Here is a 25,994-nt window from a genome sequence, read left to right on the forward strand (position 1 = left end):
GGATCCTCCCTTCCAAAAACGAGTGACATCACGTGAACGATATCGTCTGCATTTCGCCGGTCGACGGCAGCGAGGTTGCCCGGCGGCCCGTCGCAACGGGTGCCGAGGTCGCCGCGGCTCTCGCGCAAGCACGGAAAGCGCAGCAGGAATGGTCGAGCATATCGCTCGCCGAGCGCAAGGCCATGATGCTCGCCTTCCTGCACGAGATGCGGGCGCAGAACGACGAGGTCGTTCCGGAGCTCGCGATGCAGATGGGCCGGCCGGTGCGCTATGGCGGCGAACTGCGCAGCCTGGAGGAGCGCGTCCGCGTGCTGGTCGAGCTCAGCGATGAAGCGCTGGCGCCGATCGTGCCGACCGGGCAGCCCGGCTTCCGCCGCATGATCAAGCGCGTTCCTGCCGGCATCGTGCTGGTGATCGCGCCCTGGAACTATCCCTATCTCACCGCGGCCAACACCATCGTGCCGGCGCTGCTGGCCGGCAACGCCGTGATCCTGAAGCATGCCGCGCAGACCCTGCTGGTCGGTGAGCGCTTCCAGGCGGCACTGGACCGGGTCGGCCTGCCCAAGGGGGTGTTCAGGACGCTCACGCTCGACCATGTCATGACCAGTGAGCTGATCTCATCGCGCTCGGTCGACCATGTGAACTTCACCGGTTCGGTCGCCGGCGGCCGGGCCGTCGAGCGAGCGGCGGCCGGGACATTCATCAGCCTCGGGCTAGAGCTCGGCGGCAAGGATCCGGCCTATGTGCGGCCGGATGCCGATTTCGATTTCGCGGTCGAGCAGCTCGTGGACGGCGCCTTCTACAACTCCGGCCAATGCTGCTGCGGCATCGAGCGGATTTACGTGCATGAGCGGATCTATGACTCCTTTGTAGACGCCTTTGCCGGCCTGACCGCGCGCTACCGGCTCGGCAACCCGCTGTCGCGGGACACGACGCTCGGCCCGATGGCGGCGACACGCTTTGCCGATACCGTCCGCGCCCACATCGGCGAGGCCGTCGCAAAAGGCGCGCAGCCTCTGATCGATCCGGCCCGGTTCCCAGCGGACAAGATCGGTACGGCCTATCTGATGCCTCAGGTCCTGGTCGGCGTCGATCACTCCATGCAGGTGATGATGGAGGAGAGCTTCGGGCCTGCGGTCGGCCTCATGAAGGTCTCCTCCGATCAGGAGGCGGTTGGCCTAATGAACGACAGCCCCTATGGCCTGACTGCATCGGTCTGGACCGAGGACGCCGCCGCAGCCGAACGTATCGGTGACGGCATCGCAACGGGCACCGTATTCATGAACCGCTGCGATTATGTCGATCCCGCCCTGGCGTGGACCGGCCTCAAGGACACCGGACGTGGTGTCGGCATGTCGCGCCTCGGCTTCGAGGCGTTGACCCGCCCAAGATCATTCCACCTTCGCATCGAGCATTGAGCATTGAGAGCAGCACATGGACGTTCAGATCACCGGCGCCTGGAATTTTCCGACGCGCGTCGTTACCGGCGCGGGCCGCATTGCCGAGCTTCCCGAGGCGTGCCAGACCAACGGCCTCACCAGGCCATTGCTGGTCACCGATCACGGGCTTGCCAAGACCGATCTCATCGCCAGCATCGTCGACCGTGTGCGCGAGGCGGGCATTCCGCTCGCCGTGTTTTCCGACGTGAAGACCAATCCGACCGAAACCAACCTGACGGCCGGCGTCGAAGCCTTCAAGGCCGGCGGTCATGACGGCGTGATTGCGGTGGGCGGAGGTTCGGCGCTGGACGTCGGCAAATGCGTGGCGTTCATGGTGGCGCAGTCGCGCCCGGTCTGGGATTTCGAGGACGTCGGCGATTGGTGGACGCGCGCCAACACCAAGGGCATCGCGCCGATCATTGCGGTGCCGACGACGGCAGGCACGGGGTCCGAGGTCGGCCGCGCCGGTGTGATCACTCGTGAGGATACCCATGAGAAGAAGATCATCTTCCATCCCATGATGATGCCCAGGATCGCAATCGAGGATCCCGAGCTCGCGGTCGGTCTCTCGCCGTTTCTCACCATGGCAACCGGCATGGATGCGCTGTCGCACTGCTTCGAGGCCTACTGCGTCAAGGCATTTCACCCGCTTGCCGACGGCATCGCACTGGAGGGGATGAAGATCGTCGATAACTATCTGTCGCGCGCGGTCGAGAACGGTCGCGACCTCGAAGCGCGCGCCTACATGTTCGCCGCGGCCTCGATGGGAGCCACCGCGTTCCAGAAGGGGTTGGGCGCGATCCACTCGATATCCCATCCGGTCGGCGCCCGATACGATACCCATCACGGGCTGACCAATGGTGTGGTCTTCCCTTATGTCCTGGTCTGCAACAAGGCTGCGATCGCCGACAAGATTCCGCACATTGCCCGCGCGCTCAACCTGCCGAGCCAAGACTTCGATGCCGTGCTGTCCTGGCTGCTGGCCTTCCGCAAGAAGCTCGGCGTGCCGCATACGCTCGCCGAGCTCGGGGTGAAGGAGACCGACGCCGGAACGATCGCGGCCGATGCCGTCAAGGATCCGACGGCGGGTGCCAATCCGCGGCCGTTGACCGAGCCGGAGTTCAAGCAGCTGACGCTGGCCGCCATTCGAGGCGATCTTGGAAGCTGAACCGTGCTGAGGCTGCTCGTTCTCGAGGGCAACACGCTGGCCGGCCGGCGACGGATCGCCGAGACGGCGGGCGCAATGCCTGCGGAGAGCTATGCGGCGGTCCTGCGGTCGCTTGCACCTCGGGTCGTCGTCGACATCGCGACACCGGCGGATGCGAGCTTCGCGCTGCCGCAACCGCTCGAAGCTTACCACGGCATCGCGATCACGGGGTCGGCCCTCAATATCTACCAGCGAGAGGTCGAAGCGCTGCGGCAGATCGACCTCGTTCGCGAGATCTTCGTTCGCGGAGTGCCAATGTTCGGCTCGTGCTGGGGCTTGCAGCTCGCCACGGTCGCAGCGGGCGGCGAGGTCGGTCTCAACCCGGCGGGGCGCGAGGTCGGATTCGCGCGAAGGATCATGCTGACGGCTCAAGGCCGCGCTCATCCCATGCATGCTGGCCGTGCGGCGGTGTTCGACGCGCCGGCCATCCACAGCGATATTGTCACCCGCCTTCCGCAGTCCGCAACCGTCACCGCCTGGAATACCATGTGCGAGGTTCAGGCGGCGGAGATCCGTTTCGGTCGCGGGCTATTCTGGGGCGTGCAGTATCATCCCGAATATCGCCTGCACGACGTCGTCGCCGTCATCCGGCGCTACGGACAGCTCCTGGTTGACGAGGGTTTCTTTGCCGATCTGGACGCGCTCGCGCGTTATGCCGCCGACCTCTCGGCGCTCGAGGCGGACGAACGGCGTGGCGATCTCGCCTGGAAACTGGCACTTCACCGCGACATTCTGAGCCATGATTGCCGTCAGACCGAGCTGAGGAACTGGATCGCATCGCTGGAGCAAACATGACCGCATTGCATGACCTCATCGCGCGCTTTGCCAGGATCGGTGCGACCGACGACGGTGGCGTGTGTCGGCTGGCTGGAACGGCGCGCGACAAGCAGGCGAGGGACCTCTTCTTGCACGAGATCGCCGATCGCGGCCTTGTTCCGAGGATCGACGCGATCGGCAATCTATTTGGCGTGGCGATGCTGGCGCCGGCGTCCACGGACGTCGTCATGACCGGCTCGCACCTCGATTCCCAGCCGACCGGAGGACGATATGACGGGGTCTTCGGCGTGCTCGCCGGAATCCTCGCGGTCGAGGCCGTCAGGGAGCGTTGCCGTGCCAATCCCGGCGCCGCGCGACGCAACGTCGCCGTCGTGAACTGGACCAATGAGGAGGGTGCCCGCTTCCAGCCCAGCCTGACCGGCAGCTCGGTTTTCGCCGGCGCCCTGAGCCTGAAGGATGCATATGCGTGCAGCGACGCAGAGGGCGTCACCTTGGGCGAGGCGCTGGCCGCGATCGGCTATTGCGGGACGACGCCCCTCGAACACAATCCGGTGCGCTATGTCGAGTTGCATGTGGAGCAGGGCGATCGCCTGGAGCAGGCGGCTGGCGACATTGCCGCAGTGTCCGGCGCGTGGATGACGCGCAAGATATCGGTGATGTTCGAAGGCGACTACTCGCACACCGGACCGATGCCGATGGCGCTCCGCCGCGACGCACTGCGCGCAGCGGCCCGGGCTATCGAGGCGCTGTACCAGGAGGTCGCGAGGGAGACTGCGGGCGCCCATGCCTCCGCGGGGCGCATCAGCGTTTATCCCAACTCGCCGAATGTCGTGGCGGGCCGTGTTCGGGTCTGGTTCGAGATCCGGCATGAGGCCGAAGCCGTGGTCTCGGCGATCAGCGATCGCTTTCTGAAGCGAATCGCGCGTGAGTCGGGCGAGATCGGCGTTGGTATCTCGATCGCTGCCGACGAGAGGCGAGCGGGGACCGTGCTTGATCCCGGCGGCGTGGCACTGGTTCTTTCTGTCGCCGCGGATCTCGGTTTCAAGGCCATGACGTTCAAGACCATCACCGGCCACGACGCGCTGGCCATCCAGAAATCTGTTCCGTCCTCGCTGATCTTCGTCCCGAGCGAGGGCGGGCTCAGCCACAATTCGCGCGAGTTCACGGCGCCCGCGGCCCTCGACAAGGGCTACGCGGTGCTGACCGAGGTGCTGTGGAGAATGGTTACCGCGAAGGCGTGAGGCATTTCGGGTGGATGATCCTAAATGGGCGATGAAGGGACACCACCCGACAAGTAACTGATTTGCTGGTGGGTCCGGCGGGACTCGAATCTGCAACCAGACCGTATGAGCGACGATCGCGTTTCTTCGCGAGGAAAGCCGACCAAGGCGAAGCGGACCGCCGAGATCGGTTTGGACCCATATGACGGACCTCGTGCGCATTGAGCCCAGTTACGGAACCAGTATCGCAATCGATAAACTTCGATTTGCTCTGCAAGCCTTTCTTTTGAACGAGCCGATAAACGCTTCGGGCACGAAGGATTATTTCGGGATGATGTTGAGCAGGAATTCGGCGATGGTCTGCTCTTTGGCTTTGCCGGCGTAGACCGCAACGGCCGGCCACGGCGATGCCGCAGAAGAAGCCATAGCCGCGGCGGGCGGATAACGGTAGTCATCCCTTAATGATGAGGCGCCCCAGGAACGCATTGCAGGCCCGCTCGGCTTCAGCGAACGAACTGAAGGGAGACCCGGATACGTGAGCCGCTGGCATATTCAGAAAGTCGGGGCGATATGATGCAACAAAGCCCGGCTCTCCATGCAATCCAGGTCCACTCCGGCTCTCGTTGCTGATGACGAATGAATAGTCGTCGCTGCTTGCGATCCAAATCTCCAGTTCAGTATCGACTCGGCGGAAGTGCAGGGCCATTTCACCCTCACAAACTTTGGTCCTCCGTGATCATCCACATGGGACGCTTAGTCTGCTTTTGTGCGGTTGGCCGCTTCTGCCTCCCGCGCCAGCCGTTCGGCCTTTAGGCGCTCTCGATTATCATGGACCGCTTTTTGCGCTTTGGCGTAATCCGTCATAGCATCCTTCGGCCTGACAGTTTTGAATGCCTTGTTTGCTTCGCGTTCCGCAGCCGTCGGCGCCCGTCGGTCTCGCTCTTTAATCATTGTTGACCTCCCATTTGGGCTGACTCATTCAACGCGCGAAGCAAGCTTTCGATCCTATTATGGGGCAATGATCTTGAGGCTGTGATCATTTTAGATTTCTGTCGCGGCGTACCCTTGTGAAACCGCTCCGGCCTTTTGATGAGCTTGCGCTTGCGGCTGGCCTGATCGTCTTGGCTGGCTGTACTGTCGGTCACCTTGTGGATTGCGTCGCCTGCCAATTCGCGGGCGCGCTCCCTGGGCCTGTGCCGTTCAGCGCGCAGCGCCGTGGGCGATACAGTTAGCTCGAACTCGATGAGCCGGCGGACGTCCTCAGAGCGGCCGGGAGTATCGTCCTGCTTTGCCGCCCAGGCATCGACGACAGCCCGTAGGTCGGCTGACAGGCGAATTACGACTGTCCGGCTTGTGCATCGTCCCGGGATGTCGAGACAGGCGATGGCGCGACAATCGCGGCGCACCCAGCATGGCATGAAATCACCCGGAGTTTGGCAGGATATCACCTTGCCGGATGTGGTCCGGATTCTAATGCTCGGAGCCTCGGAACAGAGACGTCCTGAGCCCCGAATCCCTGCGGCGCAACGCACGCGGAAGGACGCGACGGTCGGAAAATGTCTCTGAGGGAGGAATCGGATGCCACAACTGTCGCCCGAGCGCACGCGAAAAATCCTTGCCGATAGCGCGTTCAGAGAGCTCGTCTCAGGCCGCGCGAGGTTGCGATGGTGGCTCTCCATCCTGACGCTGGTCATGTTCTTCGGCTTCATTGCGCTGATCTCGACCGCAAAAGCCGCGCTCGGCGCGAGTTTCGCCGGCAGCGCGATGCCGCTCGGCTTCGCGCTCGCCCTTCTCATGGTTGCGGCGATCATCGCTTTCACCGCCTTCTATGTTCAGCGCTCGAACACGCGCTTCGACGAACTCGCGCGCAGAGTCAATCTGGAGCTCGGCCGATGATCGCCAGATGGCTGCTGATCGCACTTTGCGTGGTGTTTCCATTCGCGGCGATGGCCCAGGGCGCGTCCGCCGCGGCGGCGCGTGGGCCCGACTGGATCGCGATCGGAATGTTCCTGATTATCGTCGCCGTCACGCTCGTCATCACCTGGCGCTCGGCCGGCAGCACCGGATCGAAGGCGGGCTTCTACACCGCCGGACACGCGATCACGCCGGTGCAGAACGGTCTGGCGACCGCTGGCGATTTCCTGTCGGCGGCCGCATTTCTCGGCATATCCGCGCTGGTCTACGCCAACGGCTTCGACGGCTTCATTTACGCGCTCGGCTTTCTCACGGGATGGCCGATAGTGCTGTTCCTGATGTCGGAGCGTATGCGCAATCTGGGCAGCTACACCTTCGCGGATGCCGCCGCGTTTCGCCTGCAGCGGACGCCGGTCCGGCTCGTCGCCGCGACCGGAAGTCTCGTCGTTGTGCTGTTCTACCTGATCGCGCAGCTGATCGGCGCGGGCAAGGTGATCCAGCTGCTTTTCGGCATCAACTACATCTTCGCCGTGCTCGGCGTCGGCGTGCTGATGATCCTTTATGTGATCGTGGGCGGCATGCAGGCGACCACTTGGGTTCAGATCACCAAGGCAGTGCTGCTGCTGTGCGGCGGAACGCTGCTCGCGCTGGCTGCCCTGTGGCATTTCGAGTTCAGCCTTGGACGGCTGCTGGAGGCCGCAAGCCACGTCCATCCCAAGGGAGCCGCTATTCTGGTCCCCGGCGGACTGTTCGCCGAACCGGTGTCCGCCATCTCGCTCGGCCTCGCGCTAGTGTTCGGCACTGCCGGCCTGCCGCATATCCTTATGCGGTTCTTCACGGTGAAGGACGCCGCCGCGGCCCGCAAATCGGTGTTCTATGCGACGGCCTGCGTCGCGTATTTCTGCTGGATCATTCCGGTGCTGGGCTTTGCCGCCGCAGCGATCCTTATGACGGATCCGAGCTATTTCAATGTCGCGGCATCCGGGCAGTTCAACAAGATCGCCGATCTGGTTGGCGGGCCGAACATGGCGTCGATCCATCTCGCCCACGCGATGGGCGGTCCGCTGCTGCTCGGATTCATCTCCGCGGTGGCATTCGCGACCATCCTTGCCGTCGTCGCCGGCCTGACGCTCGCCGGCGCCTCCGCCGTCAGTCATGACATCTACGGCCAGGTGCTGGCCGGCGGCAAGGCATCCGAAGCGCGCGAACTGCTGGTCTCGAAGGTCTCGGCTGTGGCCATCGGCGTCGTTGCGGTTCTGCTGGCCTACGCCTTCGAGAACCAGAACGTGGCGTTCATGGCCGGACTTGCGTTGTCGGTGGCCGCGAGCTGCAATTTTCCGGTGCTGGCGATGGCGATGTTCTGGCGTGGCACCACGACGCGCGGCGCCGTCGCCGGCGGTCTCGCGGGCCTCGTCGCGTCGGTCGTGCTGGTCGTGCTGAGCAAGACGGTCTGGATCGCCGTCCTCGGCTTTCCGACGGCGCTGTTCCCCTACGACAATCCGGCTCTGGTCTCGATGCCGCTCGCCTTCCTGTTCGTCTGGCTGTTCTCGGTAACGGATCGCAGCGAGCGCGCTGCGCGCGAACGCGAGGCGTTTGCGGCGCAGTTCATCCAATCCGAGATCGGAGCGGCTTTGGCCAGCGAGCGGCCGGCTCTCGCAGCCGCAGCCCCGTGACAATGGACGGCACGGATCGAGGAACCTGGAAGGCAGCATGACCAACGCAGTTCAACTCGACGAGACCCACGACCCGGCACGGCGGAGTTTTGTCGAGACGGCAAACGGCAGCGCGACCGACTTCCCGATCCAGAATCTGCCGCTTGGCATCTTCAGCACCGCGGCCGATCCGCAGCCCCGGATCGGCACCGCGATCGGAGATTTCGTCTTCGACTTGAAGCGAGCGCTCGGTTCCGATGAGCACCTCGCGGCGCCGATCCGCCAGGCGCTCCAGCAAGGCACGCTCAATGCGCTGTTCGCGCTCGGACCTATGGCGATGCGGGAGCTGCGCCGCCGCGCCGCCGATCTGCTGGGGCAGGGCAGCGCGGCCAATGACACCAGGCGCCGCGCCTCCGAATTGCTGACGTCGATCGCGGATGCGACGCTGCATCTGCCCACACGCATCTCGAACTACACGGACTTCTACGCCGGCATCTATCATGCGCGGGCGGCGGGCGCGCTGCTGACGCCGGAAAATCCGCTTCCCGCGAACTACAAATGGGTGCCCATCGCCTATCACGGCCGTGCCTCGTCGGTGCAAGTGGGGCGCGGGATGGTGCGACGGCCACTCGGGCAACGCCCGCCCACGGTGGCGGGCGCAGCGCCGGGCTTTGGCCCGTGCGAACGGCTGGATTTCGAGCTCGAGATGGGCTTCTACCTCGCTGCCGGCAACCGGCTCGGCAATCCCGTCCCGATCGCCGAAGCATCGCAGCAGATCGTCGGCTATTCGCTGCTGAACGACTGGTCGGCGCGCGACATCCAGCGCTGGGAGATGTTTCCGCTTGGACCGTTCCTCAGCAAGAGTTTTGCTACCTCGGTGTCACCGTGGGTCGTCACGTCGGATGCGCTGGCGCCGTTCCGCGTCGCGGCGCTGGCGCGGCCGGACGGCGATCCGCGTCCGCTCGACTATCTGTTCGACGCGGCCGATCAATCGCACGGCGGACTCGATGTCCACCTCGAGGTCCTGCTCTCGACCGCGCAGATGCGCGCCGCGAACCAGCCCGCCGCGGCGATTCTCACATCCAATGCCAAATACCTGTACTGGACCCCGGCGCAGATGATCGCGCATCACAGCATCAATGGCTGCAATCTGCTGCCGGGCGACCTGATCGGCACTGGCACCATTTCGGGGCCTAGCCCGGCGCAGCTTTCGAGCATGCTCGAGTTCACCGCCGCCGGATCACGGCCGGCCGTGCTTCCGAGCGGCGAGCGCCGCGGCTTCCTCGAGGACGGCGACGAGGTCACCTTCCGCGGCCGCTGCAGCCTGGAAGGTTTTGCGGGCATCGGCTTCGGCTCATGCGTCGGCAGGATCGGGCCCGTCGATGCCGTGATTGCCGGAAACAACCATGCCTGATGGCGGGAGGGTGATATGGAGTGTCAGTCGCTGCTAACCTACGCACAGCTCCAGAACGCGGCGCTCGATCCAGACGACTTCCGCTTCGGACAGCTCCTGACATTGGCGGTCGGGTTATCGCTGCTGCTGGTCACGCGTCTGGCGACGCTGCTGGCGGCTGCGCTGTAGGGTGACGGAAGTCCGACGGCGAGCGGTTGGTCCACTTCTTGAACGCCTTGCGGAAGCTGGTAGCGTCGGCAAAGCCGACACGCTCGGCGACCTGATCGATGGCCAGATTGGTGTTCTCGAGCAACTCTGTCGCAATCGACTGCCGCATCCCGTCGACGATCGACTGGAACGACTGCCCGTCCTCCGCCAGCCTGCGGTGGAACGTTCGCAACGACAGCCCGAGCTTGGATGCGATCTCCGGCGCGCCCGCAAATCGGCTGGGGCTGTTGAGGCAGGCGGCTCTGATCCGCCTTACTAGCTCGGATTCGCCGGGATGCTCGGTCAAGACGACGTCACAGAGCTGCTGGCAGATCTTCGCGGTGATCGGGTTTGCATTGGGGCAGGGCAGATCGAGCACCTTGGCATCGAAATGCCATTCCATGCGATCGGCGCCGAAGTCGATCGGGCAGTTGAACATCCGCTCGTAGTTGCGCCAGTGCACGGGTGCGGCAAACGGAAAGATCATCCTCTTGCTCGGGAACGGCGACTCGAGGATGCGGCTGAACACCGCGGTCATCGAGCTGCGCCAGAATTCCGCGGCGAACGGCAGCAGCTCGCCGAGCGGGTCGAGCCCATGGCTGCGAAGGATCGCGGTCGTCCCGTGCTCGATCCGGAAGCTGATCTGCCTGACCGCCGGCCCGGCCATGGTGATGTGATCGAGTGAGAACATCAGCGCTTCGCCGAATGTCCGGCTCGACACCAGCGCATAGCCGTAAATGCCGTAATCGCTGATGCGCTGCCGAGCGCCTGCGAGCAACCCTATATCAGAGCGCTTCGCCAACCGCATCGCGTTGCGGTAGATCGCCAGCCGCTGGCGGTGCGAGATGCGAGCGTGGGGATCCTCGAGCTGGGAGGCATCGAGACCGGTCCGTGCAAACAGCTCCCGAACCGACACGCCCTGCGCCGCCAGCTCGGCGGCCAGCGCGCCGAGTCCGAGCAGGCTCTGCGTCGGCGCATCGGGGTCGCTCGAGATCGGCATCACGATCTTGATCGGCTTCATGGCACTTCCTCCACGTCCGGCTGGCACAGATTGACAGGCCGACGAACGGCTCTTCCGGCCGTTTGGCAATCTTCGACATCATAATTGGCAGAGCTTGACGTTGTCACGTTTGTTATGACGGACGACATTCAAATCATCAGAACAGCGGGATCTGCGCCGGGCAGGCCCGCAGCGAGGAGACGTCTGACCGCCGTGACGCTGCGTCGAAAGCGCTGCCGGCCGGCTTTTGTATCGAGCGGAGGGAACCTGATGACGACAGTACTTCACGAGATGGACGGCAAGGTTGGCGTGGTGACGCTGGCGAAGCCGCCGCACAATTTGCTCGACGACCAGCTCATCAACGATGTGGTCGGCGCCTACCACGCGGTGGTTGCGGCCGGCTGCCGCGCTATCCTTCTGCGTAGCTCGATGCGGCACTTCTGCGCCGGCGCGGAGATGGCGTCCTGGGGAATCGGCACCAAGCTGCACACCGATCAGGCCGGTCTCGAAAAAATCTGGCGTAGTCTCGAGGATGTACCGGTTCCCACGGTTGCCGCCGTCAATGGCGGCGTGCTTGGCGGCGGGCTTGAGCTCGCGCTGACCTGCGACATGATTATCGCAGCGAACACCGCGTTCCTCGGCCAGGTCGAGGTTGCGGTCGGGTTGCTGCCGCTGCTCGGCGGCACGCAGCGCATCGCGCAACGCGCCGGCATCGCGCGGGCCAAGGAGATCGCGATGCTCGGCCGCCGTCACACGCCCGAGGCGTTCGAACGCTGGGGCATCATCAACCTCGTCGTCCCGGAAGCCGAATTGGGCGCTTCATCGATGACCATGGCGCGGCAGCTCGCCGCTGGCCCGACCAAGGTCATCGCGGGCATCAAGATGCAGGCGAACCTGCAGGCGCGCGGCGGCGTCGCCGCTGCCGACGCGCGACAGGTCGAGATCAACGACATGATCTGGAAGGCCAGGGATCGCCAGCGCGGCGCCGACGCTTTCTTCGCGTCGGGCCCGGCAACAGCTGTCTTCGAGGGAGACTGACGATGTCGGCTGCGCCTCTTCAGGGATTGCGGGTGGTCGATTTCACTCGCGTGCTGGCCGGTCCGCATTGCACCAAGGCGCTGCGTGACCTCGGCGCCGAGGTCACCAAGATCGAGCCGCCGTCCGGCGACATTGGCCGCGCCGGACTGCCTTACGTCGGTGGTATGGGTCTCTATTTCGTGCAGCAGAACGCCGGCAAGCGGAATCTCAGCATCGACCTGAACTATGTTGAGGGACGCGAGATAGTCACCCGCCTGTGTAGGGGAGCCGACGTCATCGTCGAGAATTTCCGTCCCGGCACCTTGGCGCGGTTCGGCTTCAGCTACGACGACGTCCGTGCCTTCAACCCCGGCATCATCTATGTCTCGCTGAGCGGCTACGGGCAGTCGACCTCCTGGCGCAACCGGCCGGCCTTTGCGCCTACCGTGCAGGCCGAGACCGGCCTGACCTCGATCGTGCAGGACCATTTCGGTGCGGCATTGTCGGAGCCACGCGGCGATTCATGCAGCCATGCCGATGTCTATACCGGGCTGCAGGGCGTGATCGCCGTGCTCGCCGCGCTCCAGCATCGCAACCGCACCGGCGAGGGACAGCACGTCGACGTGTCGATGGCTGCGACGATGCTGTCGGTCAACGAGCGCGCCGGCGCGATGATGTCGGGGATCGACACCGACGGCGAGCCTATCGCGCTGTCGGCCAATGAGTCGCACATCTTCGAGATGTCCGACGGCACCCGCCTGACGATCGCCGCCAGCCCGATCTATTCGCCGATGTTCACGCGCTACTGCGCGATGATGCGGCGAAGCGATCTGCTGGCCGATGCCCGCTACGCCACCGCCAGCCTGCGCCGGCAGAACCTCGCGCCGTTGCTCGCCGAAATCCGCGCCTGGATTACGACGTTCGAGAATCTCGAGCAGTTGCAGGCGCAAGTCAGTGAAGCCGGGCTCGCGGTTGGGCGCGTGCGCACCGTCAACGAGTTCGTGGAGACCGATTGGGCCAAGGAGTGGAATGCCGTGGTCGAGGTCGATGACCGGGCCGGCGGATTGGTCCGAATGCCGGGCAATCCCTGGATCTTCAGCCGCTCGGAACTGCCGTCGCCCGGCATGCCGGCCTATCAGGGCGAGCACAATGAAGACGTCCTTGGCCAGCTCGACTTTGCGCCCGAGAGGATCAAGGATCTGCAGCACCGCAACATCCTGCTCAGCCGGCGATAGGCGGAGCTTGTCCGGGCATGGCAAAAAGATCGCTTCAATTGGATGGAGGAGGAATCCGACGACATCGAGCGATCCGCTCCGACCTTCTCGGCACTTTCCGCAACCGACATTTCGCGACGCGAGCCTCCCGAGGCCGGCACCTAACTGGTTCCAACCCTCTCGCAGTGGAATTGCGGGCGAAAGGAGGCCTTTGACGGGGTATCAGGAGGCGACCCCGCGAGTTTGCCTGCCCGTAGGTAGAAAAGAGGGCTTCGAGAATAGTGGGCTTAGCGATGCAGCGGACCAGCGCCTCGAATCCCCGACGCCTTATCGTTAGTTGGTCCGGGCTCGCTCGAAATTTGCCTTGCCCCATTCCGACAAGAGGAAATCAAACTGGAGGTTCAATGCACGCGAGCCCTGGTGCGCCCACCAAGCTTTCATAGCTTAAGTCCGCCCTCGTAGCGGTCATCCCGGCCAGCGGTCGCGTCTGTTCCGGCAACCGCTATCGCCTGCTTCCTCACGCCGCTTCCTGATCTCCCCCCTCAATTGCTCGCGCCTGCGTTTCGCACCGGCCGGCAAATCGTCGGGGCATGTCCGCTATCGCGCGCGGAATTTCGATCGCCGTTCGGCAGCGGTCTGAATCTGACGAAGTTCATCACGACAGGTCCGCGATCACTGCGCTGACAGGCGTTGGGGTGAAGGTGCGGGCTGAGCGCGGGGACGCCCTGCAGCGAGGGCGGTTGACAGGGGAGAGCGCCCACTTTAATCACCTGACTAATTAATCAATTAATTAAAGCCCAAAACCCTAGGGAAAGAATCCGCCTGATGCTGGCCGGCCAGAGACATCCGAAGCTGCTTGCCCCGCGCGGCCGCGGCCTCACTTGGCTGGAAAACAAGGTGCTCGTGCATTCCGTGCGCAGCGGCCTCGAACAGGCTGAGAATGACCTTGCCGAGCCCGCCGCACGCTTTGCCGAGCGCAACGTCGGTGTGATCACCGCGGGCAGACCGAACGCCGGAGCGACCGGCCATCGCGTCAAACCGTCGATCCCGGAAAAACTCGTGCAGCACCGCTGCAGCCGCCCACGCGGAGCGCGCCGCGGACCCCTGCCGCCGAATCCCGCACATCAGTTCGGGCGCGCGAGCGATGCGCGCCCGGCCGTGATGTCGCGGATCGGCGTCTGCCGCCCGAAGCAGAGTGGGCTTCGATCACCCGTATGGAAAATGAGGAGTGAGGCGTAAACGATGGGACGTCGATCTGAGGTACTGATGGCGCAAGAGACCACCGGCACGGACAACCGGCGCGTGATCCAGGTGGTGTCGCGCGCATTCGACATCGTGCGTTGCTTCGAAGGTCGAAGCATACGCCTGGGAAATCGCGAAATCGCCGATCGCTGTGGTCTTCCCCGATCGACGGTGTCGCGTCTCACCTTGACGCTTACCCAGATCGGCCAGCTGATCTATCTGCCGCAAGAGCAAAAATATGCTCTCGGTCCCCACGCCGCCGCGCCCGGCGCGCCGTTGTTTGCGCATGGTTGCGACAAGCCTGCCTGCGCCGACGAGCCGCAACTCCGCCAGGTGCCGCGCTTCGGGTACTTCGAAGATCAGCGCAACTCGATTGCCGAGCCGCTTGCGGTGACGCCACACCGTTGATGCCTCGCGGAAACGGCTGGGACTATCGGTACGAGCGCAAGCTAACGAAACATTCGAAGCAAAGGGAAACGCATGTCTGAAGCATACATCATTGACGCTGTTCGCACGCCGCGCGGCATCGGCAAGCCGGGCAAGGGAGCGCTGTCGCACCTGCATCCGCAGCATCTGGCCGCGACGGTGCTCGGCGCGCTCAAGGAGCGCAACAAGCTCGACACGTCGACCGTCGATGACATCATCTGGTCGACATCGACTCAGGAAGGCAAGCAGGGCGGCGATCTCGGACGCATGTCGGCGCTCGCGGCAGGCTACGATATCAACGCCAGCGGCACGACGCTGGATCGTTTCTGCGGCGGCGGCATCACCTCGGTGAACCTCGCGGCAGCGTCGGTGATGTCGGGGATGGAAGATTGCGTCATCGCCGGCGGCACCGAGATGATGAGCTACCAACAGACCTTGGCAGCCGAGCGCTCCAAGGCCGGGCAGCCGGCGCGGATGATGGGTTCGGGCAATCCGGCGCTCGACGAGATTCACCCGCAGTCGCACCAGGGCGTGTGCGGCGACGCCATCGCGACGCGCGAGGGGATCAGCCGCGAGGCCTGCGATGCCCTGGCGCTGACGAGCCAGCAGCGCGCCAAGCGGGCCATCGATGAAGGCCGCTTCGCCAAGTCGGTGATCCCCGTCCTCAACGACGACGGCAGCGTTGCGCTCAATCGTGAAGAATTCCCGCGTCCGGAGACCACGGCTGAAGGCCTTGCTTCGCTGAAGCCGAGCTTCGAGCAGCTTGCAGATTTCGATCTCGGCAACGGCGTGACCTTCAAGAAGCAGATTCAGCGCCGCTATCCTAACCTCGACTGGAAGGGCGTGCATCATGCCGGCAACAGCTCGGGCGTCGTGGACGGCGCCGCCGCGGTGCTGATCACGTCGAAGGCATATGCCGAGAAGCACGGCCTCAAGCCGCGCGGCCGCATCGTGGCCTATGCCAACCAGGGTGACGATCCGACCCTGATGCTCAACGCGCCGGTCCCGGCGGCCAAGAAGGTTCTGGCCAAGGCCGGCCTGACCAAGAACGACATCGACGTCTGGGAGATCAACGAGGCTTTCGCGGTCGTTGCCGAGAAGTTCATCCGCGACCTCGAGCTGGACCGCGAGAAGGTCAACATCAATGGCGGCTCGATCGCGCTCGGCCATCCGATCGGCGCGACCGGATCGATCCTGATCGGCACTGCGCTCGACGAGCTCGAGCGCAGCGGCGGCCGCTATGGCCTGGTCACCATGTGTGCCGCCGGCGGCATGGCGCCCGCCATCATCATCGAACGCATGTGATCGCGAAAGGATATTGCCATGAAACTCGATTCATCGGTCGCCGCCGTCGTCACCGGTGGGGCTTCCGGCCTTGGCGCTGCCACCTCGCGCGCGCTGGCTGCGCAAGGCGTGAAAGTCGCGATCTTCGACTTCAACGAAGAGAAGGGTGAAGCCATCGCCAAGGAAATCGGCGGTGTGTTCTGCAAAGTCGATGTCACCTCGGACGAGCAGGTCGATGCGGGCTTTGCCAAGGCCCGCGCAGCACATGGCCAGGAGCGCATCCTGGTGAACTGCGCCGGCACCGGCAATGCGGTGAAGACCGCGGGCCGCGACAAGAAGACCGGCGAGCCCACCCACTTCCCGATCGACGCCTTCAACCGCATCATCCAGATCAACCTCGTCGGCACCTTCCGTTGCATCGCCAAGTCGGCGCAGGGCATGCTGTCGCTGGCTCCGCTGGAGCACGGCGAGCGTGGTGCGGTCGTCAATACAGCCTCCGTCGCGGCCGAAGACGGCCAGATGGGGCAGGCGGCCTATTCGGCCTCGAAGGCCGGCGTGGTCGGCATGACCCTGCCGATCGCGCGCGACCTGATGGCCGAAGGCATCCGCGTCAACACCATCCTGCCGGGCATCTTCAACACCCCGCTGCTGCAGGGCGCCCCGGAGAACGTCAAGGCCGCGCTCAGCGCGTCGGTGCCGTTCCCGAAGCGTCTCGGCATGCCGGAGGAATATGCGCATCTGGCGCTGACCATGATCACCAATGGCTACTTCAACGGTGAAGACGTCCGTCTCGACGGCGCCATCCGCATGGCTCCGCGTTGAGCGATCAGGAGACCAAAGCGATGTCCGAAGAAACCCCGGTCCTCACTGAAGTCCGCGGACCGATACTGATCATCACCCTGAACCGGCCGGAAGCCAAGAACGCGGCCAACCTCGCCCTCTCCAAGGGCGTGGCCGCGGCGATCGACCGGCTCGACGCCGACGATTCCCTGAGCGTCGGCATCATCACCGGCGCCGGCGGCACATTCTGCTCGGGCATGGACCTCAAGGGGTTCCTGAAAGGCGAGCGGCCGTCGATCCCCGGCCGCGGCTTCGCCGGCCTGACCGAGGCCCCGCCGAAGAAGCCGCTGATTGCGGCTGTCGACGGCTACGCGCTCGCCGGCGGGATGGAGATCGCGCTGTCGTGCGACATGATCGTCGCCAGCCGCAACGCGAAGTTCGGGATCCCCGAGGTGAAGCGCGGACTTGCGGCCGCTGCCGGCGGGCTAATCCGCATGCCGCGCCAGATGCCGTTCCGTGTGGCGATGGAGTTCGCATTGACGGGCGAGTTCTTCGGCGCCGAGCGCGCCCATCAACTCGGCATCATCAATCGCGTAACCGATGGCCCGGCGCTCGACGCCGCGCTTGAGCTCGCGGCAGCGATCGGCGCCAACGGCCCGCTCGCCGTCAAGGCATCCAAGCAGGTGATCGTCGAATCCCGGCTCTGGCCGGAAGATGAGATGTGGAAGAGGCAGCAGGAGATCGTCGGTCCTGTCTTCGTATCCGAGGATGCCCGCGAGGGCGCGGCTGCCTTTGCCGAAAAGCGCGCGCCGAACTGGAAGGGCAAGTAGGGCATCGCCTGTTTCGATGACGGAGCGTCGGTTTTGATCGAAGCAGAACCGGCGCTCTAAACTTTTTACGATGCCTCGCCGCACGCCGGCGGGGTTCCATGAGAGCGCTATTGGGTGATTGATGCGCAGCTTTACCGAAGACCAGGTTATTTTCCGCGACTCCTACCGCAAGTTCCTCGCCAGCGAGATCACGCCTCACATGGAGGAGTGGCGGGAAGCCGGCATCGTCGACCGCGGCGCGTTCAAGAAGGCCGGTGACCTCGGCTTCCTGATGATCTGGCCCGAGGAAAAATACGGCGGAATGGGCGACGAGGACTTTCGTTACGAGCAGATCATCATCGAGGAGACCGCGCGCTCGGGCTGCAAGGGCTGGTTCAACACGCTGCACAGCCGACTGGTCGGTTCTTACTTCAAACGCTTCGGCACCGAGGAGCAGCGCGACCGGTTCCTGCCGAAATGCGTCAGCGGCGAGACCATCCTGGCCATCGCGATGACCGAACCCGGCGCGGGCTCGGACCTCGCCGGCATGCGGACCACGGCGGAAGACAAGGGCGATCATTTCCTGCTCAATGGCTCGAAGACCTATATTTCCAACGGAATCAATTCCGACGTGGTGCTCGTGGCGGCCAAGCTCGCGGGCGCCGAGAAGAAGCATGCCATGGTGCTCCTGATCGTCGAGCGCGGCATGGAAGGTTTTGAGCGCGGCCGCAATCTCAAGAAGATGGGCATGCCGGCGCAGGACACTGCCGAACTGTTCTTCAACAATGTGAAGGTGCCCAAGGCCAACGTGCTCGGAGAACCCGGCAGGGGCTTCTACTATCTGATGGAAGGCCTTGCCGAGGAGCGGCTGATCTCCGCGGTCGGATCGATCGCCAACGGCCGCAAGGCGTTCGACATCACGCGCGCTTACGTGATGGACCGCAAATTGTTCGGCCGGCCGCTCGCCGAACAGCAGAATACCCAGTTCCGCATGGCGGAGATGGATGCCGAAATCGATCTCGTGCAGGTCTATGTCGATCACTGCGTGGCCGAGCACAATGCCGGACGCCTGACCAGCAACATGGGCGCCAAGGCCAAGATGATGTCGTCGGAGGTCGAGTGGAAGATGCTCGATCTTGGCGTCCAGTTGCACGGCGGCGCGGGATACATGGACGAATATCCGATCAGCCGCATGTTCACCGATGCACGCGTCAATCGAATCCTCGCTGGAAGCTCCGAAGTGATGCGGCTGATCATCGGCCGCGATGTCTTCTCGGAGCACTACAAGAGCATTCTGGACTAGCCGGTCACCATCACCGCCTAGCTGCCTCCGCTCCGCGTCAGCCGCGGGCCTGCCGCAGTGGTTCGCGCGCATGCTCCTTCGAGCGCAGCAATGCATCGACGAAGATCGGCTCCCAGGAGCGGATGTGAGTGCGCAGCAGGGTGGTCAGCGCCTCGGTCTCGCCGGCGAGCGCGAGCTCGATCAACCGGTAGTGCTCGGGCACTGACGCTTGCTGCCGCTCGTGGCCGGCGCGGGAGCTGATGCCGTAAAGCCGCATCTTGTCGCGCAGGCCCATCACCGTGTCGGTCAGCAGGTCGTTGCCGGCGGCCGCGATGAACTCGCGATGATAGTTGCGGTCGGCTTCCAGATAGAGCTGGACGTCGTCGGTCTCCACGGCCCTGGCGATCTGGTCGGCCCAGCCGCGTACGATTGTTAGATCCTTCGGTGGATTGGCGGCGACCAGCACGGCGGCGTGCAGCTCGAGCACTTCGCGCATGTCGAACAAGTTGCGCAGTTCGGTCAGCGTCGGCTCCACCACCTTGAAGCCGCGGTTGCGCATCGGCTCGACCAGGCCGCCGCGGCTGAGCTCGAGCAGCGCCTCGCGCACCGGCGTTGAGGAGACGCCGAGGCTCGCCGCGAGACTCGGCACCGAATACATCGTGCCCGGAAGGCTCTGCCCGGAAATGATCTCGGCCCGCACCCGCTGCAGCACCTGTTCTCGCAAATTCTGGTCCATCGGTGGTCGTGGCCGCCTCTCGCTGGGAACTCCGATTCGTCGCTGATTATTACTTAGCCTTGACGCCGCCGGTAGCGTATGACGTAAATGTGTAACGCATTACAAAAATGCGTCCAAGGGCGATCGGATAGTGAGACGGCGGTGAAACAGCGGCTACCCGGCTATTGCACGCTTTGTCGCTCGCGCTGCGGTGCCGTCACCGTAGTCGAGGATGGGCGTCTTGTCGGTGTAGAGGTATTAAATAACCACCCGACCGGCGGCGCCCTATGCGCCAAGGGCCGCGCGGCCCCAGAAATCGTCGCCAGCCCGCGCCGGCTGACCGTCCCGCTCAAGCGGACCCAGCCGCGCGGTGCTGCCGATCCGGGCTGGGTCGAGGTGTCGTGGGACGAGGCGTTGACCGAGATCGCCGAGAAGCTCGGTGCGATCCGCGCCGAGAGCGGCGCCGAAGCGGTGGCGTTCGGCGTTACCACGCCGAGCGGCACGCCGATGGTCGACAGTTTCGAGTGGGTCGAGCGCTTCATCCGCGGCTTCGGCAGCCCCAATCTGATCTATGCGGTCGAGATCTGCGGCTGGCACAAGGACTATGCGCACGCGCTGACCTTCGGCCGCGGCATCGGCTTTCCCGATTACGACAATGCCGATGCGATTATCCTGTGGGGCCACAATCCGGCGCGGACCTGGCTTGCCCAGGCAACGCGGATCGCCGATGCGCGGCGGCGCGGCGCCAAGGTCGTGGTGATCGATCCCAAGCCGAACGGCTCGGGGCAGCAGGCCGATCTGTGGCTGCGCATTCGCCCGGGCGCCGATGGCGCGCTCGCGATGGGGGCGATCCGTCACCTCATCGCGACCGGCGGCTTCGATGCGGATTTCGTCAACGCATGGACCAATGGATCGCTGCTGGTCGATCGTGCGACGGGACGCTTCCTGCGCGCCGACGCATTGTGGCCGGATGGCGCGCCGGAGGCTTTCGTTCGTCTCGATGCGTCGGGCGCGCCCGTGCCTTGCGACACCCGCTACGCGCCGGAGAGCTGTGGCCAGCTGCGTGGCGCGCTGCAGGTCCGCACACGCGACGGCCGGCTGATAGCGGCGGCTACCGCGTTCGAACTGCTCGTCGAGCGAGCTGCGCCATACACGCCGGCGCGCGTCGCGGAGCTGACCTGGCTTCCTGTCGAGGACGTCGACGCGTTCAACACGCTGCTCGCTCGCCGGCCGCGGCTCGCCTACCATTCCTGGACCGGCGTCGGCCAGCACACCAACGCGACCGCGATCGAGCGCACGATTGCAACGTTGTATGCGCTGACCGGCGCTTGCGATCGGCCCGGCGGCAATCGCTGGCCGGTGCCGCCGCCGACCCGTGCCCTCAACGACTACAACATTCTGTCGCCGGAGCAGCAGGCTAAGGCGCTGGGCATTACTGAGCTGCCGCTCGGCCCGCCGGCCAAGGGCTGGATCACGGCGCGCGACTTCAGCCGGGCCGTGCTTGACGGCGAGCCCTACCGGGTGCGCGCGCTGGTCGCCTTCGGCACCAACTTCGTCGTCTCGCAGGGCCATTCCGAGCGCAACCGCGCCGCGCTCAACGCGCTGGAATTCCAGGTTCATATCGACATGTTCATGAACCCGACCGCGGAGAGCGCCGATTTCGTGCTGCCGGCCAGCACGCCGTGGGAGCGCGATGCGCTCAAGATCGGATTTGAGATCACGCAGGAAGCTGTCGAGACCGTGCAGTTTCGCCCGCGCATGGTCGAGCCGGTCGGTGAGGTGAAGGCCGATTACGAGATCGCCGCCGCGCTCGCGCTCAAGCTCGGGATGGGCGACTTGTTCTTCGGCGGCGACATCAAGGCCGGGTGGAACTATCAGCTGGCGCCGCTCGGCATCGGTGTCGAGGATCTGCGCGACCATCCGGAAGGACGCCGTTTCCCGCAAGTCTTCCGCGACGAAAAATACGCCGTGGCGCGCGAGAACCGAACGGTTGCCGGATTCTCAACGCCGACGCGCCGCGTCGAGCTTTATTCCGAGCTGATGCTGGGGCACGGGTATGATCCCTTGCCCGACCACGTCGAGCCGGTCGGCAGCCCGCTCGCGGCAGCGCCGGACGCACGCTTTCCGCTCGTGCTTTCCACCGCCAAGAGCGGCTGGTTCGTTCACTCCTCTTATCGGCACGTCGCCTCGCTGCGGCGCAAGTCGCCCGATCCGGCCGTCGAGATCAATCCGCAGCTCGCCAAGCGGCGTGGCCTTGCCGAAGGCGACTGGGCCGTGGTGGAGACGCATGGCGGTGCCGTGCGCCTGAAGGTACGCATCAATGCGGCGCTCGACGATCGCGTCGTCGTCGCCGAATTCGGCTGGTGGGAAGACTGTCCGCCGCTCGGCCGCGAGCGTTCCGCGACGGCAGGCATCCACACCCGCAACATCAACGCCGTGCTGCATGACGATGCGCGCGATCCGGTCAGCGGCTCCGTCCCGCTGCGCGCGATCGTCTGCGATATCAGGCGCGACGGCGTCGCCAGTCGCGGCCTGTGGAGCGGTCAGCGGCGTTTCACGGTCGGCGCGCGTCGCGCCGAGGCGGATAATGTCATCGCGCTCAACCTGCTGCCGCTTGACGATGGTCCGCTGCCCGACTTCCTGCCGGGCCAGCACGTGATGGTCTCGCTGCCCGGCGCAACGCAGGCACGGGCCTATTCGCTGACCGGATCGGGCGATCGGCCGGATGTGCTCTCGATAGCGGTGAAGGGGCGCTTCTTCAATGAGGCGCCGAGTGGCGATGCGCCGTTCTTCATGCCGGATCGTCTGCACCGTCTTGCCGTCGGAGACGAGATCGTGCTGGAGCCGCCGGGCGGCATCTTCACGCCGCCATTGAAGGGGCAGCGGCCGCTGATCTTCCTCGCCGCCGGCATCGGCATCACGCCGTTCATCAGCCATCTCGAAACGCTGCAACGGATCGCACCACGAGATCGCGTTGGCGAAATCCTGCTGCTCCACGGCTGCCGCAGCAGTCGGGAGCATCCGTTTGCCGAGCGGCTTGCGGAGCTGGAAGCCGGTATTCCGGGGCTGAAGCGTGTGACGTTCTATTCCGCGCAGTTCGCGCAGGACCCGATCGACTCGCATGCGTTGCGCAAGGGGAGGGTTGATCTCGGACAGGTCAAGCCGCTGTTGCCGCGCCGGCCGCTGGTCTACATCTGCGGCTCGCCGGAATTCGTTGCGGCACAGATCGAGGCCGTGACGGCGCTTGGCGTGCCGCGCTTCGACATTTTCGCCGAAAGCTTCGTGTCGCCGCCGTCGGTACCGAGCAATCTTGCGCCGCGCACCGTCCGGCTTGCGGGCAGCAAGCAGAGTTTTTCCTGGGGGCCGGAGCAGGGGACGCTGCTTGATGCGGCGGGTGCGGCGGGCGTCGCGCTGCCGAGCGGCTGCCGTGTCGGGCAATGCGAAAGCTGCGCGGTTCAGGTCGTCGATGGCGAGTTCACCCATCTCGGCGCTGTCGATGGCAGTGAGGGACAGTGCCTTGCCTGCCAGGCCGTGCCGCTGACCGATCTCACGCTCGCGCTTTGATGACGAAACCCGATTGAAGGCAGTAACCGAATTACCGGAAGGGGATCAGATTGATGACGAATGCAACGCACGATCAAACCGTGAGCTTACGAAAACCTGTCGCGGACAACGTCATCGCGCGATTTTCGCAAGCCCTGGTGGCATTCGCGGAGCGCTGGTTTCCGGATGCCTACGTCTTCGTCCTGATCGCGGTGATTGCGGTCGCAATCGGCGCGATCCTGCATGGCGGTTCGCCGCTCGCCGTCAGCCGCGCGTTTGGTGACGGGTTCTGGAACCTGATTCCCTTCACGATGCAGATGGCGCTGGTCGCGATCGGCGGCTATGTCGTGGCGATGTCGCCGCCGGTGGCGGCCGTGCTGGCGCGGCTCGCCAGCGTGCCGAAGACCGGGCGCGGCGCCGTGGTCTTTGTCGGTGTGCTCAGCATCTTCCTGTCGCTGCTGAACTGGGGCCTGAGCCTGATCTTCTCCGGCCTTCTGGTGCGCGAGATCGCACGGCGCACCGACATCAGGCTCGACTACCGGGCGGCCGGCGCCGCCGGCTATCTCGGGCTCGGCTGCGGCTTCACCCTCGGCATCACCTCCTCGGCCGCGCAGCTGCAGGCCAATGCCAGCAGCATTCCGGCGTCGCTCCTGCCGATCACCGGCGTGATCGGTTTCTCCGAAACCATCTTGACTTGGCAGAATATGGTCACCGTCGTGATGGTGACCGTCGTGTCCGCGGCGATCTGCTATTTCACGATGCCGGCGCCCGATCAGGCCAGGACGGCAGAAGACCTCGGCGTAGCGCTCGGCGATGATCGCATCGAGGCCAGGAAGCCGGCGCGTCCGGGCGACTGGCTCGAGTTCAGCCCGCTGCTGACGATCCTGATCGCCGTGCTTGCCGCCGGCTGGTTGTGGCAGACATTCCAGTCGGGCAATCCGTTGATCACGCTGTCGGGCCTCAACACCTATAATTTCGTCTTTCTCATCCTCGGCATCGTGCTGCACTGGCGACCGCGCAGCCTCATCGAGTCGTTCTCGAAGGCGATGCCGAGTGTCTCCGGCGTGCTGTTGCAGTTTCCGTTCTACGCCGGCATTGCGCAGATCCTGACCAAGGTCCCGAACAGCAGCGGCACGACGCTGTCGGACACGATCGCACACTGGTTCGTCGGTGCCTCCAGCAATTCCACCGTGTTTTCGTTCCTGGTCGGAATCTATTCGGCGCTGCTCGGCTTCTTCGTGCCGTCGGCCGGCGGAAAGTGGATCATCGAGGCGCCATACATCATGAAGGCGGCCAACGACATCGGCGCGCATCTCGGCTGGACCGTGATGGTCTACAACATCGCCGAGACGCTGCCGAACTTCATCAACCCGTTCTGGATGCTGCCGCTGCTCGGCATCCTCGGCCTGAAGTCGAAGGATCTGATCGGCTACACCTCGGTGCAGTTCTTCATCCATTTCCCGATCGTGATGCTGTTGGCGGCCATCCTGATGGCGACCTTCACCTATCACCCGCCGATCCTGCCCTGAGCGACCTTGGCCGGGCACCGGGATGCACGGTGCCCGGCCAATTCAGCGCTCCACGACCGTCACCACCAAAACTGTGCTGTTTTTCCGCTGGCCGCGAATGAGGCGTCGCGCCGGACTCTTATCTTTGGTCAGCCATTTCATTGACCGCCGCGCGGTTCGGCCGGATATTGCTGCGCGATACCCCGCGTTGTTCAAGGCCGCCGCAATGAGACACGACCACCGCAGCTTGATGTGCGACATGCGAAACCGCATGCAGCATCGCTGCGTCTCGGCGGCGACCGGCGTCTGTTGTTGATCGCTCCAACAAGTCAAGCACCCGACAATCAGACAGGAGCGCCGTCGTCCGGCGATCGAACACGCATGTCCCAAGCCCAAATGTCTCAAGCCTATGTCATCGAAGTATCGGATCGGACCGCTGGTATCGTCGTCAGCGACAACCGTGGCTTCTGCTTCTTCTCCTCGGATCGCGCCTTTGACGGCCTCGACGGTGGCTATTTCGGCTCCGCGCGCGCCGCGGAGCGCGCGGTGAGGGCGCATTTGCAGCGGCACCGCGAGGTCCGGGGCCGTGCGACGCGCGGTTGAGGCCGTTTCTCAGGAGGCCGCGGCGAGCGGCGGCGAGACCACCTGCGGCGGCTCGGGCACCTGCGTGGCAGTCGTTGCTAGCTGGAAGCGGATGCCGTGCAGCGAGCAGGTCAGCGGGATGTCGCGAAAGTCGTCGTGGAAGGCGCGGATCCTGCGCGCCAGCTCGCCGGCGCTGATGCCGGCGGGAAGCTCGCACATCTCGCGGTACATCCGCCGCGTGCTCTTGATTCCGCACCAGGCGATCTCCAATTCCGCCAACGGCGTCGGATCGCAGGCGAGATCGCGTGACATCCGCCAGAACAGATGGGCAAGCCGCACATAGGCGATCTGTTCGAGACCGCGCACGCTGATCTTGTCGGGAATGATGAAGGACTCGACCCCGACGATCGGGCCGGAATCGACGCGCGCGGCCATCACATGGGCCGTCGCGCCGAAGGTGCGGGCACCGTCATAGAGCGCGAAATGCGCCGGCGCCCAGCCGGGATATTGCGGCGGGCCGGGATGGAAATTGTAGGCGCCATGGCCCAGCGCCGCCAGAATGTGCTCCGGCACGATGACGCTGGTGGTGAAGGCCAGCAGCCGCGCCTCGTGCAAGACCTCCGGCTCGATCGCCGCGAGCTCCTCGGCGGTCACCGTGCAGCGGAACGACAGCGCCGGATTGTGCGCCTTCAGCAGCTCGGTAAGCGCGAATTGCTGGTTGGCGACACCGGTAAGAAGGATGATTGTCTTCATGATGTCGATGTCCTTCCCTTGCTCTGTCTT

The 25,994-nt window shown here is 64.6% G+C and carries 23 protein-coding genes and 1 pseudogene; 19 read left to right on the forward strand and 5 right to left on the reverse strand.

Translation table 11 applies throughout. The features are described 5' to 3' along the window. Positions 1-32 precede the first annotated feature (32 nt). From J2R76_RS39710 to J2R76_RS39725, 4 genes are read left to right on the forward strand one after another with little or no spacing between them, the layout of a single operon-like run. Positions 33-1,418 (forward strand): aldehyde dehydrogenase family protein, encoded by a 1,386-nt coding sequence (locus J2R76_RS39710; protein WP_057020604.1) that lies wholly within the window; start codon positions 33-35, stop codon positions 1,416-1,418. 16 nt (positions 1,419-1,434) lie between these two features. Then, positions 1,435-2,607: an iron-containing alcohol dehydrogenase gene (locus J2R76_RS39715; protein WP_057020603.1), complete on the forward strand. Its 1,173-nt coding sequence runs from the start codon at positions 1,435-1,437 to the stop codon at positions 2,605-2,607. A gap of 3 nt (positions 2,608-2,610) precedes the next feature. After that, on the forward strand, positions 2,611-3,441 hold the full coding sequence (locus J2R76_RS39720; protein ID WP_253625906.1) for a gamma-glutamyl-gamma-aminobutyrate hydrolase family protein: 831 nt from the start codon (positions 2,611-2,613) through the stop codon (positions 3,439-3,441). Next, positions 3,438-4,664, forward strand: coding sequence for a Zn-dependent hydrolase (locus J2R76_RS39725; RefSeq protein WP_253625907.1), 1,227 nt, complete (start codon positions 3,438-3,440; stop codon positions 4,662-4,664). Before J2R76_RS39720 ends, J2R76_RS39725 begins: the two co-directional genes overlap by 4 nt. Before the next feature lie 300 nt (positions 4,665-4,964). Here the strand turns inward: J2R76_RS39725 and J2R76_RS39730 are convergent, their stop codons facing one another. Both J2R76_RS39730 and J2R76_RS39735 read right to left on the reverse strand, forming a co-directional pair. Further along, the gene (locus J2R76_RS39730) at positions 4,965-5,129 is read right to left on the reverse strand and encodes a hypothetical protein (RefSeq protein WP_158074243.1); all 165 of its coding nucleotides are present in this window, start codon (positions 5,127-5,129) and stop codon (positions 4,965-4,967) included. 267 nt (positions 5,130-5,396) lie between these two features. Then, complete coding sequence (locus J2R76_RS39735) at positions 5,397-5,594, reverse strand: hypothetical protein (RefSeq protein WP_076834229.1); 198 nt, start codon at positions 5,592-5,594, stop codon at positions 5,397-5,399. A 627-nt stretch (positions 5,595-6,221) separates the two neighbouring features. Between J2R76_RS39735 and J2R76_RS39740 the strand changes: the two genes are divergently transcribed. The 4 genes from J2R76_RS39740 to J2R76_RS39755 are packed head-to-tail and all read left to right on the forward strand — an operon-like array spanning position 6,222 to position 9,791. After that, a complete protein-coding gene (locus J2R76_RS39740; protein ID WP_253625908.1) occupies positions 6,222-6,539 on the forward strand; it encodes a DUF485 domain-containing protein in 318 nt (105 codons plus the stop codon). Further along, a complete protein-coding gene (gene actP, locus J2R76_RS39745; RefSeq protein ID WP_256521317.1) occupies positions 6,536-8,230 on the forward strand; it encodes a cation/acetate symporter ActP in 1,695 nt (564 codons plus the stop codon). Before J2R76_RS39740 ends, actP begins: the two co-directional genes overlap by 4 nt. 37 nt (positions 8,231-8,267) lie before the next feature. Beyond that, positions 8,268-9,623 (forward strand): fumarylacetoacetase, encoded by a 1,356-nt coding sequence (gene fahA / locus J2R76_RS39750; protein ID WP_253625909.1) that lies wholly within the window; start codon positions 8,268-8,270, stop codon positions 9,621-9,623. 15 nt (positions 9,624-9,638) lie between these two features. Then, positions 9,639-9,791, forward strand: a complete 153-nt coding sequence (locus tag J2R76_RS39755; RefSeq protein WP_158074242.1) for a hypothetical protein — start codon at positions 9,639-9,641, stop codon at positions 9,789-9,791. Here the strand turns inward: J2R76_RS39755 and J2R76_RS39760 are convergent. Then, positions 9,754-10,830 carry an AraC family transcriptional regulator gene (locus J2R76_RS39760; protein WP_253625910.1) on the reverse strand — a complete coding sequence of 359 codons (1,077 nt, stop codon included), beginning with the start codon at positions 10,828-10,830 and terminating at the stop codon, positions 9,754-9,756. The two genes, J2R76_RS39755 and J2R76_RS39760, sit on opposite strands and share 38 nt — an antisense overlap. 249 nt (positions 10,831-11,079) lie before the next feature. Between J2R76_RS39760 and J2R76_RS39765 the strand changes: the two genes are divergently transcribed. The 8 genes and pseudogenes from J2R76_RS39765 (at position 11,080) to J2R76_RS39800 (ending at position 18,884) form a co-directional block, all read left to right on the forward strand. Continuing rightward, entirely contained in the window at positions 11,080-11,847 is a 768-nt protein-coding gene (locus J2R76_RS39765; protein ID WP_092083035.1) for an enoyl-CoA hydratase/isomerase family protein, read from the forward strand. A 2-nt stretch (positions 11,848-11,849) separates the two neighbouring features. Next, positions 11,850-13,061 carry a CaiB/BaiF CoA-transferase family protein gene (locus J2R76_RS39770; RefSeq protein ID WP_076834220.1) on the forward strand — a complete coding sequence of 404 codons (1,212 nt, stop codon included), beginning with the start codon at positions 11,850-11,852 and terminating at the stop codon, positions 13,059-13,061. An 804-nt stretch (positions 13,062-13,865) separates the two neighbouring features. Beyond that, complete coding sequence (locus J2R76_RS39775; protein WP_141339845.1) at positions 13,866-14,279, forward strand: hypothetical protein; 414 nt, start codon at positions 13,866-13,868, stop codon at positions 14,277-14,279. A gap of 3 nt (positions 14,280-14,282) precedes the next feature. Further along, positions 14,283-14,546, forward strand: a pseudogene (locus J2R76_RS39780) (helix-turn-helix domain-containing protein); the annotation flags it as partial. A gap of 216 nt (positions 14,547-14,762) precedes the next feature. Next, positions 14,763-16,013: an acetyl-CoA C-acetyltransferase gene (locus J2R76_RS39785; RefSeq protein ID WP_141339843.1), complete on the forward strand. Its 1,251-nt coding sequence runs from the start codon at positions 14,763-14,765 to the stop codon at positions 16,011-16,013. 18 nt (positions 16,014-16,031) lie between these two features. Next, on the forward strand, positions 16,032-16,814 hold the full coding sequence (locus tag J2R76_RS39790; protein WP_028336964.1) for an SDR family NAD(P)-dependent oxidoreductase: 783 nt from the start codon (positions 16,032-16,034) through the stop codon (positions 16,812-16,814). Positions 16,815-16,834: 20 nt separating this feature from the next. Next, positions 16,835-17,602, forward strand: a complete 768-nt coding sequence (locus J2R76_RS39795) for a crotonase/enoyl-CoA hydratase family protein (RefSeq protein WP_076834289.1) — start codon at positions 16,835-16,837, stop codon at positions 17,600-17,602. Between the two features lie 121 nt (positions 17,603-17,723). Next, complete coding sequence (locus J2R76_RS39800) at positions 17,724-18,884, forward strand: acyl-CoA dehydrogenase family protein (protein WP_253625911.1); 1,161 nt, start codon at positions 17,724-17,726, stop codon at positions 18,882-18,884. A gap of 37 nt (positions 18,885-18,921) precedes the next feature. Here the strand turns inward: J2R76_RS39800 and J2R76_RS39805 are convergent, their stop codons facing one another. Next, on the reverse strand, positions 18,922-19,599 hold the full coding sequence (locus J2R76_RS39805; protein ID WP_229193290.1) for a GntR family transcriptional regulator: 678 nt from the start codon (positions 19,597-19,599) through the stop codon (positions 18,922-18,924). Positions 19,600-19,740: 141 nt separating this feature from the next. Here J2R76_RS39805 and J2R76_RS39810 point away from each other — a divergent pair, with 141 nt between their 5' ends. The 3 genes from J2R76_RS39810 (at position 19,741) to J2R76_RS39820 (ending at position 25,232) form a co-directional block, all read left to right on the forward strand. Beyond that, entirely contained in the window at positions 19,741-23,142 is a 3,402-nt protein-coding gene (locus J2R76_RS39810; protein WP_253625912.1) for a molybdopterin-dependent oxidoreductase, read from the forward strand. A gap of 53 nt (positions 23,143-23,195) precedes the next feature. After that, positions 23,196-24,650 (forward strand): short-chain fatty acid transporter, encoded by a 1,455-nt coding sequence (locus J2R76_RS39815; protein ID WP_253625913.1) that lies wholly within the window; start codon positions 23,196-23,198, stop codon positions 24,648-24,650. A gap of 360 nt (positions 24,651-25,010) precedes the next feature. Further along, positions 25,011-25,232 carry a hypothetical protein gene (locus tag J2R76_RS39820; RefSeq protein ID WP_057020587.1) on the forward strand — a complete coding sequence of 74 codons (222 nt, stop codon included), beginning with the start codon at positions 25,011-25,013 and terminating at the stop codon, positions 25,230-25,232. Positions 25,233-25,241: 9 nt separating this feature from the next. Here the strand turns inward: J2R76_RS39820 and J2R76_RS39825 are convergent, their stop codons facing one another. Further along, entirely contained in the window at positions 25,242-25,967 is a 726-nt protein-coding gene (locus J2R76_RS39825; protein ID WP_253626141.1) for a formyltransferase family protein, read from the reverse strand. Positions 25,968-25,994 lie beyond the last annotated feature (27 nt).

Origin of the sequence: Bradyrhizobium sp. USDA 4532, from assembly GCF_024171315.1 — a bacterium.
In the GTDB taxonomy this organism is placed as follows: domain Bacteria; phylum Pseudomonadota; class Alphaproteobacteria; order Rhizobiales; family Xanthobacteraceae; genus Bradyrhizobium; species Bradyrhizobium australafricanum.

What these genes read in the sequence shown, in the direction of transcription:
- J2R76_RS39715 (WP_057020603.1), top strand. Translation starts at nt 1,435, where the DNA reads ATGGACGTTCAGATCACCGGCGCCTGGAATTTTCCGACGCGCGTCGTT.
- J2R76_RS39725 (WP_253625907.1), top strand. Translation starts at nt 3,438, where the DNA reads ATGACCGCATTGCATGACCTCATCGCGCGCTTTGCCAGGATCGGTGCG.
- J2R76_RS39730 (WP_158074243.1), bottom strand. Translation starts at nt 5,129, where the DNA reads ATGCGTTCCTGGGGCGCCTCATCATTAAGGGATGACTACCGTTATCCG.
- J2R76_RS39735 (WP_076834229.1), bottom strand. Translation starts at nt 5,594, where the DNA reads ATGATTAAAGAGCGAGACCGACGGGCGCCGACGGCTGCGGAACGCGAA.
- J2R76_RS39740 (WP_253625908.1), top strand. Translation starts at nt 6,222, where the DNA reads ATGCCACAACTGTCGCCCGAGCGCACGCGAAAAATCCTTGCCGATAGC.
- actP (WP_256521317.1), top strand. Translation starts at nt 6,536, where the DNA reads ATGATCGCCAGATGGCTGCTGATCGCACTTTGCGTGGTGTTTCCATTC.
- fahA (WP_253625909.1), top strand. Translation starts at nt 8,268, where the DNA reads ATGACCAACGCAGTTCAACTCGACGAGACCCACGACCCGGCACGGCGG.
- J2R76_RS39755 (WP_158074242.1), top strand. Translation starts at nt 9,639, where the DNA reads ATGGAGTGTCAGTCGCTGCTAACCTACGCACAGCTCCAGAACGCGGCG.
- J2R76_RS39760 (WP_253625910.1), bottom strand. Translation starts at nt 10,830, where the DNA reads ATGAAGCCGATCAAGATCGTGATGCCGATCTCGAGCGACCCCGATGCG.
- J2R76_RS39765 (WP_092083035.1), top strand. Translation starts at nt 11,080, where the DNA reads ATGACGACAGTACTTCACGAGATGGACGGCAAGGTTGGCGTGGTGACG.
- J2R76_RS39770 (WP_076834220.1), top strand. Translation starts at nt 11,850, where the DNA reads ATGTCGGCTGCGCCTCTTCAGGGATTGCGGGTGGTCGATTTCACTCGC.
- J2R76_RS39775 (WP_141339845.1), top strand. Translation starts at nt 13,866, where the DNA reads ATGCTGGCCGGCCAGAGACATCCGAAGCTGCTTGCCCCGCGCGGCCGC.
- J2R76_RS39785 (WP_141339843.1), top strand. Translation starts at nt 14,763, where the DNA reads ATGTCTGAAGCATACATCATTGACGCTGTTCGCACGCCGCGCGGCATC.
- J2R76_RS39790 (WP_028336964.1), top strand. Translation starts at nt 16,032, where the DNA reads ATGAAACTCGATTCATCGGTCGCCGCCGTCGTCACCGGTGGGGCTTCC.
- J2R76_RS39795 (WP_076834289.1), top strand. Translation starts at nt 16,835, where the DNA reads ATGTCCGAAGAAACCCCGGTCCTCACTGAAGTCCGCGGACCGATACTG.
- J2R76_RS39800 (WP_253625911.1), top strand. Translation starts at nt 17,724, where the DNA reads ATGCGCAGCTTTACCGAAGACCAGGTTATTTTCCGCGACTCCTACCGC.
- J2R76_RS39805 (WP_229193290.1), bottom strand. Translation starts at nt 19,599, where the DNA reads ATGGACCAGAATTTGCGAGAACAGGTGCTGCAGCGGGTGCGGGCCGAG.
- J2R76_RS39815 (WP_253625913.1), top strand. Translation starts at nt 23,196, where the DNA reads ATGACGAATGCAACGCACGATCAAACCGTGAGCTTACGAAAACCTGTC.
- J2R76_RS39820 (WP_057020587.1), top strand. Translation starts at nt 25,011, where the DNA reads ATGTCCCAAGCCCAAATGTCTCAAGCCTATGTCATCGAAGTATCGGAT.